Below are 18,229 nucleotides of genomic sequence, written 5' to 3'. Positions count from 1 at the left end.
CTCCTTGCACTGCAGTCATCAGTAAGAGGTCACAGATAGGGACGCAGCCCTATCTTGGAATTATTCGCTTTCTATCATGTTGAGATTGATCGATGGACTGGTTTGGCGTCTCACCTTAGTTGTTAGGAAATAGAGGTAGCCGAGAACCATAATTCCAATAAACAGGCCACCAATAACCGGATTGAACCAGAGCATGGTGATAAAACAGATGATGGAGAGGACTAATGCAATACCGGGGATGACGGGGTAGCCCGGCGCACGGTAGCTGCGTTCAAGCGTTGGGGCAGTTTTACGCAAACGGAATAGGCTTAACATACTCATGATATACATTACGTTAGCACCGAATACAGCCATGGTAATCATGGCAGCCGTTAAACTCATGCCTTGTAGCATCATGCCATCGTTACAGACCACAATCATCCCGATAATCCCCCCGGCAATAATAGCGCGATGCGGGGTTTGAAAACGGCTGAGCTTACACAGTGAGGCAGGTAAATAGCCACCACGAGACAGGGCAAAGAATTGGCGAGAGTAGCCAAGAATAATGCCATGGAAGCTGGCGATTAGGCCGAATAGTCCAATCCATACCAGCATATGCATCCAGCGTGAGTGTTCGCCGACAATCATTTTCATCGCTTGCGGGAGTGGGTCATTAATCCCAGATAGGGCACGCCAGTCGCCTGCGCCACCCGCAAACAACATGACACTGATGGCTAAGAACACGAGGGTTAAAATACCGGTCACGTAGGCAATAGGGATGGTCTTTTTAGGATTTTTAGCCTCCTCTGCGGCCATCGCTGCGCCCTCAATCGCCAAGAAAAACCATATCGCAAAAGGGATTGCCGCGAAGATACCGGGTAGAGCGGCCATCGAGAAATGTTCTTGTCCCGACCAGCCATGGGCAACGAAATGACTCATGCTAAACCCTGGGGAGACAACGCCCATAAAGACCAGCAATTCAAACACGGCTAATAGCGTAACGATGAGTTCAAACATCGCGGCTAATTTTACGCCAAGAATATTCAGTCCCATAAAGACGACATAAGCGCCCAATGCAGCGTATTTAGGATTGAGCGTTGGATATTGCACATTGAGGTAAGCGCCAATTGCCATCGCGATGGCAGGGGGTGCGAAGACGAATTCGATCAGTGTCGCGAGACCGGCAATTAAGCCACCCGTGTCGCCAAACGCGGCACGGCTGTAAGCAAAAGGGCCACCCGCTTGTGGAATCGCCGTCGTCAGTTCCGTAAAACTAAAGATAAAGCAGGTATACATCACGGCAATAATTAATGTGGTGACTAAGAAGCCGAGCGTTCCTGCTACACCCCATCCATAACTCCAGCCGAAATACTCACCTGAGATCACCAGCCCTACGGCAATCCCCCATAAATGGAGTGCCCCCAGCGTTGGTTTTAATGATGTCGTCATAGTTAACCCCGTTAGCATGATTGAAGACGTTCTTGCAGGTTGATGCTGCGTTTCGAAAGATAATGCAGTGCTTAACGGTGAGAAACTTGACCGGAAAAGACAGTTTGTTGTCACCCAGTGTTAACTCATTGTGTAAAAAGTAACACCTGTACTCTCGAGTCAACTTTCCCTGTTTTATCGTCAAGCTCACGGAGGTCACTCTGGTGGATGCTACTTCTCACATTAGGTTTTAACGCTGCGTAGGAGAAGATGATGAGTGTGAAACAATACGATGCCCTCGACCAAGCGGTATTACTGCATATTGCGAACCATGTCGTGCAAGCCTATCCACCGCTACAAAATGCGGAAATCAAATTATTATGCCGTTCAGAAAACGCGACTTTTTCAGTGATGGCTCAAGGAAAACGTTATGCATTGCGTTTGCATCGGGGGAATTACCATCAGAAAGCGGCTATCGAAAGCGAGCTATTATGGTTAGATGCCCTGCGTGCGGAAGGGATCCAAGTACCACAAGCCCTGCGAGATGGGCAAGGTGAACGTATTCAAACCTATGTCTTGTCGCCGGATGAACAGCGGCATGCGGTACTTTTTCACTGGATTGAGGGCGAGATGCCGACCAGTGAGGTGTCTCCGGATGCTTTCAAGCAGTTAGGCGAGATTACGGCACGGTTACACCAACATAGCCGCCAGTGGCAGCGCCCGGATGATTTTCAGCGTTTGCGCTGGGACCATGATTCAATGGTAGGCCGCAGCAGCCATTGGGGAGATTGGCGTGATATCAGTGATCTGTGGACCCGTGATCATGACCTTATTGAGACAGTGATCGCGGATGTAGATGCAAAGCTGACCCGCTATGGTCAACACAGCGATCGTTTTGGATTAATCCATGCCGATCTACGTCTCACCAACTTATTGTTAGATCGTGGCGAAACGCGGGTGATCGATTTCGATGATTGTGGATTTGGTTGGTATTTACATGATCTGGCGGCGGCGATCAGTTTCGTCGAGCATCATCCTTCTGCACCGTTGTGGGTCGATCGCTGGATCGAGGGGTACCAGCGTATCCATCATTTTAGCGACGATGACTTCGCGATATTACCTGCCTTATTAATTCAACGGCGTATTCAATTAACCGCATGGTTAGGCTCGCATTGCGAGACAGAGATGGCGAAAAGTGTGGCGCAAGGTTGGTCGGCACAGACGCTAGGATTATGTCGCACCTATTTGGAGGGGAAGCAGCGACCTATTGGTCAAACTGCGCACTACTAAGGCGCAAAAAAGCGTACGCCTTAGCGTTATGGTGATGATAAGTCTGTGTTATATCGCAAAATTCACTCTTGGTATGAAGTTTGCACCAGAGTGTATATCGTTGCGATTATCCATGAGGTCATCACCATGCAATCATTATTCACCTCCTCTCAGCAAGCCGCTCATCATGGCGTTTTAGCGGCAGCCGCGAGTGGACTGAGCCAATTTATTACGCATCAAGGCGGGGATATTGATCGGGTGTTTGGCCTGAGTGGGATTGACCCAGAATTACTGGGGAATCCGACGATGAGCTTAAGTTTAGTCAACTACTGTCGTGTTATGGAAGTTGCGGCGAAACATTCTGGCGTCGATAACTTCGGCCTTTATTATGGTAAACAATTTAAACCGCAATCCTTAGGATTGATCGGCTATATCGGCATCTGCTCAGCCACCTTAGAACAAGCGTTACGCAATGTCGTGCGTGCTTTCCCCTATCACCAACACGATACCCTGATTCAATTAGTGGATAAGGGTGATAGCTGGCAACTGCATTATCAAGTGCGTCACGGTGCAATCCTTCAACGTCGACAAGATGCCGAGTTGACCCTATGTATGTTCTTAAACCTGATTCGTCACGCGTTGGGCAGTCACTGGGCGCCGAGAGAAATCCATTTCGAACACCCGCGGCCGGCGGCGTGGCATGAACATTGTAAAGCCTTTGATGCCCCGATCTGGTTTGACCAACCGACTAACTGTATGGTGATCCCGAAAAGTGATGGTCTACGCAGTATGCCTGATAGCGATCCGATGTTGTTGACGGTGACTCAAGATGCCATTCGCCAATTAAATGGCCATGTCTCGACTCAGCCCTTAATCGATCAGATTCGGGTTCAGGTCCAGCTCGCGATAGGGCAGGGGGAGCCGGAACTTGAACAGATTGCTGAGCAGGTTGCGATGACGCCTTGGTCACTGCAGCGGCGGTTACGTCAAGAAGGCATCAGTTTTACCGGGTTGGTGGATAAAGTGCGCGGGGAGATGGCGATGAGCTTTCTGCAACAGCCACATATATCGGTGACGGATATGGCATTGTTACTTGGCTATTCGGAAGTGAGCGCCTTTTCGCGGGCGTTTAAACGTTGGTTCGGTACCAGTCCTCGCCAATGGCGTCAGTCGCAAACGGAAAGGCGTTTTGCGGATACCTCGATCATTCTGTAACTGATATGATAAACGCCTCATGTTGACCCATGTCTTACCACAGGTAGGGCGTTAGTCTTATAGGCCATTTATGCAATCTTTTACCCCGCCCGCCCCGAAAGGGGGAAACCCCGTTTTTATGATGTTTATGCTGGTGACTTTTTTTGTCAGCATCGCTGGAGCATTACAGGCACCTACCCTCAGTCTTTATCTCAGCCAAGAGTTAGCGGCTAAACCCTTTATGGTAGGGTTATTTTTTACCATCAATGCCGTGACGGGTATTATTATCAGCTTTATATTAGCCAAGCGCTCAGACCGCAAAGGGGACCGTCGGCGCTTATTGATGTTTTGCTGCGCGATGGCTATCGCCAATGCGCTGATGTTTGCTTTTGTACGCCAATATGTGGTGCTGATTACTTTAGGACTGATCCTTTCAGCTTTAACCAGCGTCGTTATGCCGCAACTCTTTGCCCTGGCCCGGGAATATGCCGATCGCACTGGCCGCGAAGTAGTGATGTTTAGCTCGGTGATGCGGGCGCAAATGTCGTTAGCCTGGGTGATTGGCCCGCCGATCTCCTTTGCACTGGCACTGAACTATGGCTTTATTACCCTCTATCTTGTCGCCGCGGCGCTATTTCTGTTGTCGCTGATATTAATTAAAACAACCCTACCTAGCGTACCTAGACTTTATCCGGCAGAGGATTTAGCGAAAAGTGCAGCCAGTGGCTGGAAACGGACGGATGTGCGATTCCTGTTTGCGGCCTCGGTACTGATGTGGGTCTGTAATCTGATGTATATCATTGATATGCCCCTTTATATTAGCAACAGCTTGGGCATGCCCGAAAGCTTTGCAGGGGTGTTGATGGGAACCGCCGCAGGGTTAGAGATCCCAGTGATGCTGCTGGCTGGCTATTTGGCTAAACGGGTCGGTAAACGGCCCTTGGTGATCGTTGCGGCGGTATGTGGCCTACTGTTCTATCCCGCCATGCTGATATTTCACCATCAAACAGGGTTATTAGTGATCCAGCTGCTGAATGCTGTCTTTATTGGGATTGTGGCAGGATTAGTGATGCTGTGGTTCCAAGATCTGATGCCAGGGAAAGCGGGGGCCGCGACTACCTTATTTACCAATTCTGTTTCGACGGGGATGATTTTCGCCGGGCTCTGCCAAGGGCTATTGAGTGATCTGCTGGGACATCAGGCGATTTATGTTTTAGCAACTGTACTGATGGTTATCTCGCTACTGCTGTTGTTGCGCGTTAAAGAACAAGCATAATATCAGGGGGCCTACAGGCCCCCTCATCTTAACTATTGCGCTGTTGATCGGTCTGGCCTGGCATTAGTGCCCGTATATCGGTACCGGTTGGGGTTTGATGGACGCGTAATCCAAAGGCAGGCAGTGCCGCGTAGAGATAATCGAAAATATCGCTTTGGATCGCTTCATACTCTGCCCAGACCACTGTGTTGGTGAAAGCATAAATCTCAATAGGTTGACCGTTCTCGGTGGGCGCGAGCTGTCGCACCATAAGCGTCATATCTTGTCGAATCTGTGGGTGCGTCTTCAACCAATTTTCCAGCCAAATACGAAATGTACCGATATTGGTCAATGCACGATGATTGAGTAACGATGCATTTTGATTATCGCGCTGGGTGTTCCATTGGCTGATCTCTTGCTGCTTATTCACTAAATAGGGACTGAGCAAATGGGCTTGTCCAAGCCGGTCGATCTCGGTTTCCGATAAGAAGTGAATGCTGGTGGTATCGATATTGACGCTACGCTTTATACGTCTGCCCCCCGATTCTGACATCCCTCGCCAGTTTTTAAAGGAGTCGGAAATTAAGGCATAAGCAGGAATAGTCACGATAGTTTTATCCCAGTTATGCACTTTAACCGTGGTTAAATTGATATCGATGACCGCACCATCCGCACCGTATTTTGGCATATCCAGCCAATCGCCAATCTTCAGCATATCGTTGGCGGACAGCTGTATTCCGGCGACCAAGCCAAGAATGGGATCGCGAAAGACCAGCATCAGTACGGCGGTCATAGCGCCCAAGCCGGTTAGCAAGGTGCCGGGCGACTTTCCTAATAACAGCGAAATCATCAAGATAACGATTAAAATCGCCATAATTAATTTAATACTTTGGAAGATGCCCCGCAGCGGAATCTGTTTGGCAAATTCACTTTTGGCTGTCGCCGCTTGAATAACATCGAGCAGTGAGAAGGCGATCAGTAAGCTGAAGAGCATCACCCACAGTTGGCAGAGAGTGGTCAGCGCGACGAATAGCATACTCTGTGGGTCGAATAGGATATGCAGTAATGTCTGAAATAGCACGCCCTGTAATAGCCAGGTCGCACGATTAAATAAGCGATGTTTAAATAACGATTTTGGCCAAAGGTGTTGGCTCTTTTCTGACTGTTTTTTCAGTATCGGTAACAGCAGTTTATGAAGTAAGAGGTGAATAATCAGAGAGATGAAAATCATCGCGGTAAGCATGAGTAGCGTTGCGATAATATCGGTGTAATGAGTAAGACCTAGGGTCTGAAGCCAATGTTGTAGTGGAAGTTGCATTATTGTCGTAAGTCCTTTTTACATAAAATATTTTTCTTAAATTCGACTTTCATAGTATACCTAAACCTACACTAATCTGTTTATATCAAACTCGACATGATCAATTCATGTGAAGAAGTATCTAAAAACAAACTAAAGAATAGGTTGTTTATGAAACATCCTACACACAACGTTCATCATTGCATTTTTTCTGGTACTTTTCACAATACTAAACATGAAAATTTGTCGTGAATTTTGGGTAATGGCGCGCTCCCCGGCCCTTTTTTAGCTTTAGTGTCTGATGACCCTGAATCAGCCTCATATCATGATTATCGTTAAGGGGTATCTCCCTGCTAGCAGTGAAACGAAAGCATCTAGAGTAGTAAAAAATAAGACGACAAAGTATCCTTCTGCGTTGATTGAAGGCCATGTACGTTTACTACGCGAGAAAGTATTGTGAGGGTTTTCGACAAGCCAGAACGGCTTTGTGAGGAGCAAACAAAATCGCTGATACGTAGCCAATCATTAGGCCGTTACGGTTCATCATTCAACTTGACTGTCCGACAGGATTAAACCGACCTTACTCAGTATTGATTCTTAGTATCACTCCTTCCTGAGTACCAATGCATTGGACTATTCTATACTCTTTCCCCTATGCGTTTAATATGTACTCTTCAAGAAATTAGCTTCAGCAATGTATTCATTAGCCAGACATTCGTATTTACTTGCTGTTTCCGCATCAGTATTGAGTGATTCAAGGATGGCAAGCCTACATTTTATTTTAGTAGCCTGACTCCACAGCTCGTGTAATTTTAGAATATTTGTTTTTTCTGATGGTAGGTTAGCTATTGATTCTTTTATGGCTAATTTTAGAATTTCCTTAGACTCAATCTCTTTATTAATATATTTGTTGTTTATTTCATTGAGTTGACTCATTTCTGGCTCTGTGAAAGCCGCATTAACGTTAAATGAAAAAATCATAATTAAAAGCGAAAGTTTAATTTTTTTCATAGTACTCAACTCTCCGATTAAATCTATCATTAGGTACTTTTATCCAAAAGCTTCTATTAGAGATGGCTTTTCCGAAGCCCTCTATATCTCCATCGTAAGTCATTTTTTGTATAAGTTCTCTGACTTGTGGCGTGTAGTCTCCTCGGTATCTAAGGTCGATAAGTACCTCTTTAATTTTATCAGGAATATTTTCCCAAGCTAAATCTGGTAGGGTATACGGATTAGAATGGTAATCGCGAATATTTTTGCGTAACTTACTTATTCTTTCAACATCTTTTTCTAGTTCTTTATAAGTTATCTCAAATAATCTTAACTGCTGAATATCTGTTGTTTCTTCAATGGACTCCCTGTTTTCAAGGACGAAGTTATAGGCTAAACATCCTTTCTTTTTGGCACCCTTAGAAATTGCTTCGGCCTTTTTATTTTCTATACCCGCTTTTTTTAACGTAATGAGTACGCTAGTTTGATTTCTATCGCCGAGGTCAAACCCTCTACCAATTGTGACGCCTGAATGATCTTTCCGGCAAGATAGAGAGTTCCCAGGCCAGTGTATTTTTTTGGAATAATCTCTACTTGATTTTATATTATTCCCTTCTGCCCGAAATGTCAGTCTTCCTTTTTTTGGCTCTAGCATTTTTTATCATCCTTAATCTATCCAGAATCAACTATATTACGAAGTGTTCTGACATTTCCTTGACGTTAAAGCGGGGTAGGTGAAAGTTTTTTAGAAAAATCAGGCTTATCGAGAGATTTTTCTAGGTATAATAGTCTGCTATATAAAAAGTCCTAAGGCGTGTAAGATCGATTAACATAGCGATGAATTATAATAGGGCGGTCACTGAATTTTTTATTGTCAGGAGTAATAATCTGTTTTAGCGTTGACTCACTTAGTCGTGTATTCACCATTACTGGGTAAGACCATGTAATATGAGATATTCGTCTAGATTTGGAGAATGGTTAAATCAAAATAGTGTTTTTTTGCTATCTGTGTATAACGAAGTGAATCTATCCAAGTTTAACTGCACATAAAAATATCATTTCTCATTGCTAAGTACTGCGTCTGCATAATTATAACTTTACCGACTATTTCATTATACCTAAGTCCTTAGCAATCACTTTGTCATTCAACGTTACTACATAATCCCACAAACTGTCCCCTGTTAAGCTAGGATAAAAGGCATAATTATATTTACCATTTTTAAATTTATACCCTCGAAAATTACAGATATCTGGGCAGTTAGTATTTATCGTCTCGCCGTCGAGACTGATCGTGGAATTATCAATAATATTTGTAGAGTTCAGGTGGACGTTATTACATGTGAGGTTACCCTCATGGCAATTGTATTCAATCGTTGCTTTAAATTTTTTTCCTTCAAAGTGAGAAAACGATTTAGCGTAGGTAAAACTCGACATCAGCGTGAAGAAAAAGAATAGAAATAATTTATATTTTTCCATTATCTTGTATAATTAGCCTTATAATAAATTTTCAATTCAGTCTCTCTGCGTTTTATTAATCCTAAACTAATACTACCTTGACTTTTATTCCACACCTTCCAAGCTAAATTAAGATTCTCTGAGCTCTCTCCATTGATGATCTTGATAACGGTTGAGCCACCGAACCCTCTTGAGTTATTCCCTATACCGATGTTATAGCATAAAATTGTTAACGCATCGAATTGACGTTGAGTGAGGTTAACTTTCACATGTTTTTTAACCGCATTTTGATGAATTACTAAAACTTTGCTAAACAACAATTCTGCCTGACTGATACTAATTCCATTTTTATACTCTTCAAACTCTGATGTATTTCTTATTAAATAACCATAACCTATTGTCGCCCCTTTAATGTAGTGGCTGATTTCTTTTCCGGTTTGGTCATCATAAATTTTTAATCTAAGACTTTCATAATTTTTTAATAGATTAATACCGGATTGACTCAGTCTTAACGTCGTTACATCGAATTTTCTACCTATGCCTACAGAATGAAAATTTAAATTATTGAGTATAGTCATTTTGTTGCTATTCAAAAATCTCAACGTTTTCCCATTGATGTCAACGTAGGAATTGGGATAAATCATTAGTCTCTTTTGAAATTCTCTAATAGAATTTATTGTTTCATTCCCACATAGACCATCAATTTTTAATGAAAACCCCTGTTTGACTAATAACTTTTGAATGGTTATCACATCACTGCGCTTATTCGTCGCAATAAGTCCCACGGAATATTTTGTGGGCATATAAAATCAATCCTTTTTTATATACGGTAGTATGTGAAATTAGTGTAATCCATAGCCCTCCATCACCCATTTAGCCTCGAGTGAGTTACTATAATTTTATCGAATCCTCTAAAAAAATATTCAGGGTTTTTATATTTATTCAGATCTGAAAAATAATACAATCATATATACAGGGTTTTATTTTTGATCTATATCAATATTGGTAACCTCATCGCCGATTGGGTTGTTTTTTCAGAATTTTATGGTCGAATTTTTATCAGAGAAAATAATAAGGTAAGATTTTTATAATCGGTTATCGTTAATTTCAATTCATTTATTATATTTATTACTAGGTCTGTACCAATTGATGCTAGATGCTATTCTGACTCGGAGATTTTCGAGTATTTATTTTGTGGGTAAAAGTAGAGGCTAGAAAGAGAAAAGTAAGCAAAAGGGCTGCAAAGAGATAGTTTACGGCGCGAAAATTCCTTACACGAAGTGAGTGCCCCCTAACGTCTTAGGGGGCAAGGCGATTATAACTTCGCCGCGTTTTGAGACAGGTACTTCGCAACACCTTCTGGTGATGCACCCATGCCTTCTTTTCCTTTTTCCCACTGTGCAGGGCAGACTTCGCCGTGCTCTTCGTGGAATTGCAGCGCGTCAACCATACGCAGCATTTCATCAACGTTACGGCCAAGTGGCAGATCGTTCACGACTTGATGACGAACCACGCCGTCTTTGTCGATTAAGAATGAACCACGTAGGGCAACACCGGCTTCTGGGTGTTCGATACCGTAAGCTTGTTGGATCTCACGCTTGATATCGGCAACCATCGCGTATTGCACTTTACCAATACCGCCGTTTTCGATTGGCGTGTTACGCCATGCGTTGTGCACGAACTCTGAGTCGAAAGAAACGCCAACGACTTCCACACCGCGTTGCTTGAATTCAGCGTAACGCTTATCGAATGCAATCAGCTCTGAAGGGCAAACGAAGGTGAAATCCATTGGCCAGAAAAAGAGTACGGCAGGTTTGCCGGCAATGTGCTTATGGAAGTTAAAATTCTCAACAATCTCACCGTTACCTAAAACTGCCGCAGCGGTAAAATCAGGGGCTGAACGAGTCACAAGTACCATACATACTCCAAGTGTTAATGAATAAAATCGTTTTAGGACACAGGCTCAAGATGAGCCGATCCTGCGTCTGTTGCGCGAAGGCAGTGTATCAGAACCCACGCAGTGGCGGGGGACTTTAAAGCTGTTTTTCTGTTGCCTGTGCCATTAATCGGGGATAAAAACGGTAAAACAAGGCTTCCAATTCGCGATAGTGGGTAATGAAATCTTGATAACAGTCAGCCAACATTATAAGACGCGGTCGGCGCTGCGCCATTTGCCGAAAGACGTTCTCCAGATTTTCCGGCTCGGCATAGCGTTCTAGCCAACGTTGCTGCCAGATAAGACGATTGAGATGTTGGAAATTATCAGGCGTCTGAGCCAAATCGCGAGCAATGGCCTGTTCAGCTACGGCACAGAATTCGGCCAAGCTTTGCTGAGGATGGAAGGCTGACCAGTCGCGGGCTAAAAAATGATCCCAAATCACATCCAATGCGATGGGGGCGACGCGGCGAGTTTCCGGCGTAAAGCGTTGTTTCGCTTCACGGACCTCTGGCAATTGGTCAGAAAGACTGTCCAGCCGACGGTGCATTTGAATCCCAGCCACAATGCTATCTGACCAGCGGCCAGCGGGATCGCCGCGGACAAAGTCCGCCAGTAAATTACCAGTGAGGGAGCTGCTGGCGAGCTGGGCGAGGTGGAGATGAGCGAGAAAATTCATGCTGCCATTATTACCTGAGTTGCCCTAAAAGCCAAAGGTTCTGTAATGCCCTCTTTTCCGTTACACTGTGCGCCTAAATTTTTATCGGAATAAGTCACCATGCGCGTTGCTGATTTTAACTTTGCTTTACCTGAGTCGTTAATTGCCCATTATCCACAACCTGAGCGGAGCGCTTGCCGACTGCTATCGTTAGACGGGCCCTCGGGAGAGTTACAGCATGGCGTCTTCACCGATGTACTGGATAAGTTACAACCCGGTGATTTGCTGGTATTTAATAATACTCGGGTGATCCCCGCTCGGGTCTATGGTCAAAAAGCCAGTGGCGGTAAGCTTGAGATGCTGGTGGAGCGGATGCTTGACGAAAAGCGGGTCTTAGCCCACGTTCGTGCCTCGAAAGCACCGAAGCCGGGCACGGAATTGCTATTAGGTGACGCTTTAGATGTACGGGCCACCATGGTCGCTCGTCATGATACGCTGTTCGAAATTGAATTCCACGATAGCCGTGAGGTATTAGATATCCTCAACCATATCGGCCATATGCCCTTACCGCCCTATATCGATCGACCCGATGAAGAGGCTGATCGCGAGCTTTACCAAACGGTTTATAGCGCGAAACCGGGTGCCGTCGCCGCTCCGACCGCAGGGCTGCACTTCGACCAGCCTTTATTGGACGCATTGCGTCAAAAAGGGATCGAAACGGCTTTTGTCACCTTACATGTGGGGGCGGGAACCTTTCAACCAGTAAGGGTTGAGAGCATCGAAGATCATATTATGCATGCTGAATACGCTGAAGTCCCGCAAGAGGTGGTGGATGCCGTATTGGCCTGTAAAGCACGAGGGAATAAAGTGGTTGCGGTGGGGACGACCTCGGTACGTTCTTTAGAAAGTGCGGCCAAGGCGGCGGAGAACGCGCTTATCGCGCCTTTCTTCGATGATACGCAGATCTTTATCTACCCGGGTTATCAGTATCAAGTTATCGATGCGTTAATCACCAATTTCCACCTGCCCGAATCGACGCTGATTATGCTGGTCTCTGCCTTTGCGGGTTATAAAAATACTATGAATGCCTATCAGCAAGCGGTGGAACAACAATATCGTTTCTTTAGTTACGGTGATGCCATGTTTATTACCCAAAACCCGCAAGCGGTGAATGAGGTGATGGACGACTAGGGGAGAACACCTATAATTAAACAGGGGCTAATTTAAGCCCCTTTTTTTTAGGTGAGAGGTTTTAAGGTAGAGCGGGGGGACGAGCCTTAAGACCCTGGTTAATTCAGCGAAATTTTCGCCACGCTATCTGGACCCTTGGTGGTGTTATCCGCGTTAAAGTCCTGTTTGATGGTGACATACAGCGAATTACCATCAGGTGGCACCAGCAGGCTGTTGGGATGACCGCCGAATGACCAAACGTGCTTTGGCGTTAGGCTGGTGGCATCCAGTTGAATAACCTTTTTCGATTCACGCTGGCTAATATAAACCTCGTGACGTTTTGCATTAAACTTTATCCCTAAGGCATCACCCGGGAGTCGCTTAATCACTTTTCCAGAATGTTCATCAAAGACTAAAGTCGTCTTGCCTTCGGAGTTATCGGTGACGAATAAACGTCCGGTAGTAGGATCTTCCGCCATATTGAGGAACAGGTACTTCTGTCCATCATCAGGTTTCCAGCGATGTTCAATTTTATTATTCGCAGGATTGATCACCGCCATTTCGCCACTGCCACTCGCCGCATAAATACGTTGAGTTGACGGGGAATAGATTATTCCTGTTACCCATTTGCCGACATTCTCTATTTTCCCTTTTAAGGTCATGGTTTGGGCATCGACAATCGAGATATAACCGGGATCGGTGACGCGACCTATATAGAGTTGATTGTTGTGGAAGAGGATTTCCCGCGCACCAATAGGATCGCCATCTTTATCTTTACCTTTAAAAAAGAGCCGTTCGACAATCTTCCCGCTCTGGGTATCGACCTTCGAAACCCCCCCATCAAGCGAGTTGGTGGTGTAGAAGTAGTGGCCTTTATCATCGATGGCCATGCCGAAGTTTTTCAGGTCAGTGTGTGTCTCACCGGTGATGGCCAGTGTTGTGGGATCCAAACGATAGATCACGCCACCATTAACGTCTTTAAAACTTTGTGCACTCGCAACATAGAGCTTATTTTGTCCGGGAATTAGGGCCAATTCATATAAGCCATCCCCCAGTTGCCGCTCTACAGGTGAGGAGGCTGCGGATAACGCTGCGGATGCTGGTTGTTGGGCGAAAGCCATCGGTGCCGTCAGGGTGGTCATTAAGAGTGCCGAGTACAATGCGTTAAGTGAGGGAAAGCTTCCTCTCATACTAAACTCCTTGATTAACTTCAAACCGGTAGAGATAAACGTCCTGACGGGCAGGATGTTAGCCTGAGTGATTAGAACTGATAGGATAAACTGACTGAGACGTTACGGAGCTCACCGTAGACATCACTGTTCCTATAAGTGTAATAGGTACGATCGAAGAGGTTGTTAACATTCGCTTGTACCGCAACCTGCTTGTTGATCTGATAACGCGTAAACAGGCTCGCTAAAGGATAGCTGCTTTGATATACCCGTTGGGTGCTGCCATCAGGGGCGGCAACGTCCCAGAATACTCGGTTTTGCCAAGTGATCCCGCCGCCAACCGTCAGCTCGGGTAGAGTAGGGAGTTGATAGCGGCTAAAGAGTTTAAAGACGGTTTGGGGCTGGTTACTGTTGAAGCGACCTGTAGAGTCCGTCGCGACATAGCGCGTTGCGGCAAAGGTCATTTGTAGGTTATCTGTGATGGCTCCGTTCAATTCGAACTCAGCACCCTTACTGCGTGCGCCCTTGGTCGCAACGTAGGCTTGCTCGCTGCTATTATTGACATAGACGCCATCTTGTACCTGACCCACATTATTTTGTTCGATACGGAAAATAGCGAAAGTCGCGGTGAGTCGTCCATCGTCCCACGCTGATTTCAGTCCCGTTTCGTAACTTTTACCGGTAATCGGTGATAAATAATGGCCGGTACTATCGCGATAGGTTTGCGGCTGGAAGATAGAGGTGTAGCTGGCGTAGGCTGACCAAGTATCGTTGAGATCATAGACGACACCGGCGTAAGGCATCAGGTTATTTTTCTCCATATTGCCGCTGGACCCATCGTTACGATATTGGGTATAACGCGCCCCCACGATCAGGGCTAAGGGATCGGCAAGGGAAAAACGAGCGGCAGTATAAGCAGACTTCTGACGAATGATATCATTTGCGTTCTGATACCAACCCCCCCAAGTGGGTTGTGCGATATTACCGTTCCAATGATTATCAAAGATGCCAATATCATTGCTGGTAATCTCGCTGCCGTCCTCACTGGTCGTTCCGTTACTGCTATCCGTCGCATTATGTTGACGGCTGTAGTTTACGCCAATCATAAGTTGGTGTTGACGCCCCAACAGTGCAAAGGGGCCACTTGCATAGCCATCCACAGAGGTCAGTTCACGTTTCCCACGATCTTTACTGCCAAAGCCGTCAGCCCCTTCACCAGTATCTCTATCGGGCATACTGAGATAGCCAACATACAGCAGTTTATCGCTAAAGGTGTTTTCAGCGTGGGTACCGTTTAAGTGGGCAATCCAACCGTTTTCGAAATGATGTTCTAGGTCAGCATAAAGTTTACGCACCGTGGTGTGATAATAGGTCCAGTCGGCGGAGGAATTAAGGCCTCGTCGATAGTGCGTCAGTGTTCCGTTACTGTAGAAGACCGGATTTCCTCCCCAAGTCGGGTTACTGGTATCGGCATCTTGATAGTCGTAGGCGAGAGAAAGCGTGGTGCGTTCACTTAAGTCCGCATCAATTGCGGCATAGAGGAATTTGGTGTTTTTGGTGTAGCGATCCCGCCAGCTATCTTGGTTCTGATAACCGGCAATCACTCGGCCACGTAGCGAACCGGATTGGTTAAGGGGAGTGGAAAGATCAGCGACATACCGTTGCTTCTGCCAACTGCCATAACTGGCTTGTAAACTACCGGTAGCCGTCTTACTGTCAGCGTGCTTGCGCACCATATTCACCGAGGCAGCAGGGCTACCCGCTCCGGTCATGAGGCCCGTCGCCCCTCGAACCACTTCGATCCGATCATAAATCGAGGTATCCGATGCGGTATCGCCGTAGTTCCACGTATCTCCCATCGCGGTAGGAATACCGTCAAAGGTGAAGTTATTGATCTTAAAACCGCGGGAATAGTAATAGGCCCTTTCGCTATCGTCCTGTTCACTGGTAATACCCGTTGTGTTGTTAAGGACATCGTTGAGGGTTTGTAGCTGTTGATCCTGCATCCGCTGTTGCGTGATCACGCTCAACGATTGCGGGACATCGCGCGGAGTCAGCAGTAATTTTGTACCGGCTCGCGTGGTTTTAACCTGATAGTCCTGTTTAGTCTGGTCGTCAGTGTTGTCGGTCGTTGCGCCGTAGACCACCACATCTTGTGGCGACGCATTGGTCGCTGAACCGGTTGTGTCGGCAGCCTGTGCTTCAGGAAGTGCAACAAGTGAATGGATAGAGAGCGCTAGCAGCGAGAGCGTGAATAACCTATTCATCGGTGGTGTGTGCTGTGCAATAAAACGGGCTGGCCTTCTGCAAGAAGCAGACATAGTTATCCCTATAAATCAAAAAGATTTAGATGCTGTGTGCCTTTATTGTTATGTGATGGCAGAGAAGACAACAATTAATGGCAATGCGTGTAAATGAGAAGGCTAATCATAATCATTAGCTTTACTGTAGGAAATGATTATTTTCTTTAATTTGTAATAGTCTTAACAATGCAGGGAAACCCTATATTTAGTCAGGGTTTATGGTGTAAGTACGTTGATTTGAACTCATTAGGAGGGAGGGGGATAAATAATTCAGTGAAGTATTATTTATCTTTAATTCAGCGCAGTGGAATAAAGATAAAAGAAATTGCTTAACAAGCAGAATTTTTACCGTGAGTCGTTCAGTGATGTCAGCGGGATAAATAAAAACGACTGAACGCAATGCTCAAGGGGGATTGACAGTAGGCGGTGGGATAGGGAAATCATCAACTTTATGGTAGCATCCTAGCGCGGAAATTAACTGTGTCGAAATTTAGTCTTGAACAAGGACTAAACCGGCACAACATTGCAAAGATTAACACGGACGAATGGACTCACGTCCCGTCGATTTCTGGTGTGTAACTCGTTGCATCTAATCAGACTGTTTCTCTGATGGAGAAGTTTTGTGAAATTTGAATATATTAAGCGCGATGGTCGCGCGCGCCGTGGTCGCTTAGTGTTTGATCGCGGAGTCGTCGAAACACCTGCCTTTATGCCCGTTGGCACCTATGGCACCGTAAAAGGGATGACCCCCGAAGAAGTGAAAGAGACCGGCGCACAAATCTTGCTCGGTAACACTTTCCACCTCTGGTTACGCCCAGGTCAAGAAGTCATGAAATTGCATGGCGATTTGCATGATTTTATGCAATGGCAAGGCCCTATCTTAACGGACTCTGGTGGATTCCAAGTATTCAGCTTGGGAGACATCCGTAAAATTACCGAAAAAGGTGTTCATTTCCGAAATCCTATCAACGGTGACCCCATTTTCCTCGATCCTGAAAAATCGATGGAGATCCAGCATGATCTCGGGTCGGACATCGTGATGATTTTCGACGAATGTACGCCTTACCCAGCGGAATGGGATTATGCCAAACGTTCGATGGAGATGTCCTTACGCTGGGCGCAGCGCAGCCGTGACCGCTTTGATGAGCTAGGCAATAAGAATGCGCTATTCGGTATTGTACAGGGTGGTGTTTACGAAGATTTACGTGATATCTCCGTCAAAGGACTGGTAGAGATTGGTTTTGATGGGTACGCTGTCGGCGGCCTAGCAGTTGGGGAACCTAAAGCCGATATGCATCGTATTCTTGAGCATGTCTGCCCGCAGCTACCTGAAGAGAAACCTCGCTATTTAATGGGGGTGGGGAAACCCGAAGATTTAGTGGAAGGCGTCCGTCGCGGCATCGATATGTTCGACTGTGTGATGCCAACACGAAACGCGCGTAACGGGCATTTATTTGTGACCGACGGTGTAGTAAAAATCCGTAATGCTAAGCATAAAAGTGATACCTCACCGTTAGACGCTGAATGTGATTGTTACACCTGTAAGCACTACACTCGTGCCTACCTGTATCATTTAGACCGTTGTAATGAGATCTTAGGCGCGCGGCTCAATACCATCCATAACTTACGCTATTATCAGCGTTTAATGGCAGGATTACGCCAAGCGATTGAAGACGATCGGTTAGAAGAATTCGTTGCTGACTTTTATACGAAGATTGGCAAAGAAGTGCCAGCTTTACCATTTTGATTTTAATTAATGAGGGATAGTTTATGAGCTTTTTCATTTCTGATGCCGCGGCAGCGGCTGGCGCACCAGCACAAAATAGCAGTTTTTCTATGGTCATCATGTTGGTCGTGTTCGGCCTGATCTTTTTCTTTATGATTTTGCGTCCACAGCAAAAACGTGCGAAAGAGCATAAGAAACTGATGGAATCTATCGCGAAAGGGGATGAAGTGATGACCACTTCAGGTTTCGTCGGTCGTGTAACTAAAATCTCTGAAACGGGTTATGTTGCTATCGCGCTGAATGAAACCAATGAAGTCGTTGTTAAGCGTGATTTCGTCGCTGCCGTTCTGCCTAAAGGCACAATGAAAGCATTATAATTGAACTCTTCCTTAGGGAACTG

15 protein-coding genes are annotated in these 18,229 nt (G+C 45.7%); 6 read left to right on the top strand and 9 right to left on the bottom strand.

Annotated features, from left to right (window positions below; all coding sequences use genetic code 11):
* Positions 1–60: 60 nt before the first annotated feature.
* Positions 61–1,428, bottom strand: coding sequence for an ethanolamine permease (gene eat / locus HGT71_RS03535; protein ID WP_214216643.1), 1,368 nt, complete (start codon positions 1,426–1,428; stop codon positions 61–63).
* 252 nt (positions 1,429–1,680) lie between these two features.
* Between eat and HGT71_RS03530 the strand changes: the two genes are divergently transcribed.
* From HGT71_RS03530 to HGT71_RS03520, 3 genes are all read left to right on the top strand, one after another.
* Positions 1,681–2,697 carry a phosphotransferase enzyme family protein gene (locus HGT71_RS03530; protein ID WP_214216642.1) on the top strand — a complete coding sequence of 339 codons (1,017 nt, stop codon included), beginning with the start codon at positions 1,681–1,683 and terminating at the stop codon, positions 2,695–2,697.
* Positions 2,698–2,823: 126 nt separating this feature from the next.
* The gene (qhpR, locus tag HGT71_RS03525; RefSeq protein ID WP_214216641.1) at positions 2,824–3,891 is read left to right on the top strand and encodes an AraC-like transcriptional regulator QhpR; all 1,068 of its coding nucleotides are present in this window, start codon (positions 2,824–2,826) and stop codon (positions 3,889–3,891) included.
* Positions 3,892–3,961: 70 nt separating this feature from the next.
* Positions 3,962–5,146, top strand: a complete 1,185-nt coding sequence (locus HGT71_RS03520) for an MFS transporter (protein WP_214216640.1) — start codon at positions 3,962–3,964, stop codon at positions 5,144–5,146.
* Between the two features lie 28 nt (positions 5,147–5,174).
* Here HGT71_RS03520 and HGT71_RS03515 read toward each other — a convergent pair whose 3' ends face one another.
* The 6 genes from HGT71_RS03515 to HGT71_RS03490 all read right to left on the bottom strand — a co-directional run bounded on the left by HGT71_RS03515 (position 5,175) and on the right by HGT71_RS03490 (position 11,482).
* Positions 5,175–6,443, bottom strand: coding sequence for a mechanosensitive ion channel family protein (locus HGT71_RS03515; RefSeq protein ID WP_214216639.1), 1,269 nt, complete (start codon positions 6,441–6,443; stop codon positions 5,175–5,177).
* A gap of 639 nt (positions 6,444–7,082) precedes the next feature.
* Positions 7,083–7,433, bottom strand: coding sequence for a hypothetical protein (locus tag HGT71_RS03510; RefSeq protein ID WP_214216638.1), 351 nt, complete (start codon positions 7,431–7,433; stop codon positions 7,083–7,085).
* Positions 7,420–8,067 carry a lysozyme family protein gene (locus HGT71_RS03505; RefSeq protein WP_214216637.1) on the bottom strand — a complete coding sequence of 216 codons (648 nt, stop codon included), beginning with the start codon at positions 8,065–8,067 and terminating at the stop codon, positions 7,420–7,422. The genes HGT71_RS03510 and HGT71_RS03505 overlap by 14 nt, the downstream gene beginning before the upstream one ends.
* Positions 8,068–8,887: 820 nt before the next feature.
* Positions 8,888–9,670 carry a glycoside hydrolase family protein gene (locus HGT71_RS03500; protein WP_214216636.1) on the bottom strand — a complete coding sequence of 261 codons (783 nt, stop codon included), beginning with the start codon at positions 9,668–9,670 and terminating at the stop codon, positions 8,888–8,890.
* 512 nt (positions 9,671–10,182) lie between these two features.
* Entirely contained in the window at positions 10,183–10,785 is a 603-nt protein-coding gene (locus tag HGT71_RS03495) for a peroxiredoxin C (protein WP_048911659.1), read from the bottom strand.
* A 115-nt stretch (positions 10,786–10,900) separates the two neighbouring features.
* A complete protein-coding gene (locus tag HGT71_RS03490; protein WP_214216635.1) occupies positions 10,901–11,482 on the bottom strand; it encodes an acyl carrier protein phosphodiesterase in 582 nt (193 codons plus the stop codon).
* 99 nt (positions 11,483–11,581) lie between these two features.
* Between HGT71_RS03490 and queA the strand changes: the two genes are divergently transcribed.
* Positions 11,582–12,652, top strand: coding sequence for a tRNA preQ1(34) S-adenosylmethionine ribosyltransferase-isomerase QueA (queA, locus tag HGT71_RS03485; protein WP_214216634.1), 1,071 nt, complete (start codon positions 11,582–11,584; stop codon positions 12,650–12,652).
* Between the two features lie 98 nt (positions 12,653–12,750).
* On the opposite strand, the gene HGT71_RS03480 is transcribed toward queA, so the two are convergent.
* Together HGT71_RS03480 and fhuE are read right to left on the bottom strand one after the other, a co-directional pair.
* The gene (locus HGT71_RS03480) at positions 12,751–13,821 is read right to left on the bottom strand and encodes a YncE family protein (protein ID WP_214216633.1); all 1,071 of its coding nucleotides are present in this window, start codon (positions 13,819–13,821) and stop codon (positions 12,751–12,753) included.
* A gap of 71 nt (positions 13,822–13,892) precedes the next feature.
* Positions 13,893–16,067 carry a ferric-rhodotorulic acid/ferric-coprogen receptor FhuE gene (gene fhuE / locus HGT71_RS03475; protein WP_214216916.1) on the bottom strand — a complete coding sequence of 725 codons (2,175 nt, stop codon included), beginning with the start codon at positions 16,065–16,067 and terminating at the stop codon, positions 13,893–13,895.
* Between the two features lie 658 nt (positions 16,068–16,725).
* Between fhuE and tgt the strand changes: the two genes are divergently transcribed.
* Both tgt and yajC read left to right on the top strand, forming a co-directional pair.
* Positions 16,726–17,850 carry a tRNA guanosine(34) transglycosylase Tgt gene (gene tgt / locus HGT71_RS03470; protein ID WP_214216632.1) on the top strand — a complete coding sequence of 375 codons (1,125 nt, stop codon included), beginning with the start codon at positions 16,726–16,728 and terminating at the stop codon, positions 17,848–17,850.
* 23 nt (positions 17,851–17,873) lie between these two features.
* Positions 17,874–18,206, top strand: a complete 333-nt coding sequence (yajC, locus tag HGT71_RS03465) for a preprotein translocase subunit YajC (protein WP_062811989.1) — start codon at positions 17,874–17,876, stop codon at positions 18,204–18,206.
* The last annotated feature ends 23 nt before the right edge of the window (positions 18,207–18,229 follow it).

Source organism: Rosenbergiella epipactidis, assembly GCF_018494055.1.
In the GTDB taxonomy this organism is placed as follows: domain Bacteria; phylum Pseudomonadota; class Gammaproteobacteria; order Enterobacterales; family Enterobacteriaceae; genus Rosenbergiella; species Rosenbergiella epipactidis.
The sequence above is the reverse complement of the archived record's forward strand: the minus strand, read 5'-3'. Positions and strand labels throughout refer to the sequence as shown.